Origin of the sequence: Allobosea sp. WAO (genome assembly GCF_001509835.1) — a bacterium.
Classification (GTDB): Bacteria; Pseudomonadota; Alphaproteobacteria; order Rhizobiales; family Beijerinckiaceae; genus Allobosea.
The window spans coordinates 1-1396 of the sequence record NZ_JXTJ01000033.1 but is presented as its reverse complement, the minus strand read 5'-3'; the positions used below and the strand labels follow the sequence as shown (position 1 = coordinate 1396).

The 1396-nt window shown below is 60.2% G+C and carries 2 protein-coding genes; both read right to left on the bottom strand.

The window, feature by feature from the left end; genetic code table 11:
• Window positions 1-127: 127 nt before the first annotated feature.
• Complete coding sequence (locus tag DK26_RS28290; RefSeq protein WP_198162433.1) at window positions 128-880, bottom strand: lysozyme inhibitor LprI family protein; 753 nt, start codon at window positions 878-880, stop codon at window positions 128-130.
• 102 nt (window positions 881-982) lie between these two features.
• Window positions 983-1396: GSU2403 family nucleotidyltransferase fold protein (locus tag DK26_RS28285; protein ID WP_248310136.1), on the bottom strand; the 414-nt coding region annotated here is incomplete at its 5' end.

The window sequence follows — 1396 nt, the reverse complement described above, 5'->3', positions numbered from 1 at the left end:
AACACGGTGGGCGGACCGCTCCGCCAAAGGGCGCAGGCGCTAATTTCCCGAGCGCCCCGTCGGGATACGTTGATGGCGTGGCGGCAAAAGCCGCCTGACCCAAGGCGTCGACCTCGCGCTAGGGGGACTACCGTCCCGGCTGGCTCAAATCGACCTTCCGAAAAGCGCCCAGTCGCTGATCATAGGCCTGATGCACGCACGGCCGATCGGAGCAACGATCTCTCGCGCTCATCCAAGCGCGCTGCTCATCCAAGAACCGCTTTCGCGCGGCCGCGGGCATGGCGCGTCCAGCAAGATACAACTGATTCATCGCCCGATCCTTCGCCCAGAGACCCTGGTCACCACAGATCGCCTGCTCGACCTGCGTGGCTGCCTTCCCGCAATCGAAACTCGGGCCACTGATTCCTGTTGGCTGCCCGCCGTTGCGAAGCGCTTCAACGGTCTCGAGACACAGCCCGAGAATCCCCTTCTCGGAAACCTGACGCTTCACGTCGTCGAGCATCGGCGTCCAAAGATCGATCCACTTATCGGGCCCAACAAGCTTGTTGCCTTCGTCGAAGGCCCGCCTGATGCCAACCGCGAGGGCGTCCTTGTCGACGCTCAACACGTCGCTGCATCGCGTCTGAAGATAGCTATACGAGACAAAGGCATCTGCGTGGCTATCGGCGGTAGGGGCCTGTTTCGGAGTCGTCATTGCGCCGTCGTTGTTTTCAAAGACGTCGATGCCAAGCGCTCGCGCCTTCTCCGGCGATAACAACGCGAGTTCGTCCGGCGCGGCTGCGGTGAAGTAGCGAATTGCACATGTAGCGACGGGCGCCAGAGACCCAAATGAGTCCACATGCGGAATGACAATCCGCGTCCGGCGGAACCATCGTCGCAAAGTTCCGCATCCGAATATCGGCGCCGATCTTCAGGGCCTCAACGATCAGTCCTCCGTCACTTCGAAGGATGACTGATACCCGTTGATCGTCACGGACGAGATTCAGAAAGCGCCCAGCATCACCCGCAACGATCTCTCCGCGAATCCGTAAACTGCGGGCTCTAAGCCAATCCTTTTCAGTTCAGACACAAGCGCCGGAATAATCACACCAGCGTCCGCCGATGACAGGCTGCCAAGGCTCTTGAAAATCAGATCGCGCCACGTCGGCCCCCGATTGCAGGCCTCCGCATAGACGTCAGCAAGGTCTGCCGTTTGCCTCAATTCAATCAGCGCGCTCATGAGCGGCGCCGCCTGCATGAGATCCTTCTGGCTTTTCGCCGTCCCGTCTTTGTCGGTAAGCCGCCGCTGCGCGACAGTCAGTTTGTGAACGGAATAGCGCTCCGTCGCAGGAACGCCGCGCCATGGAGCACACCGCTCTGATAGGCTGGTAGATGAGAAAATCCAGAAAGCGCAAAA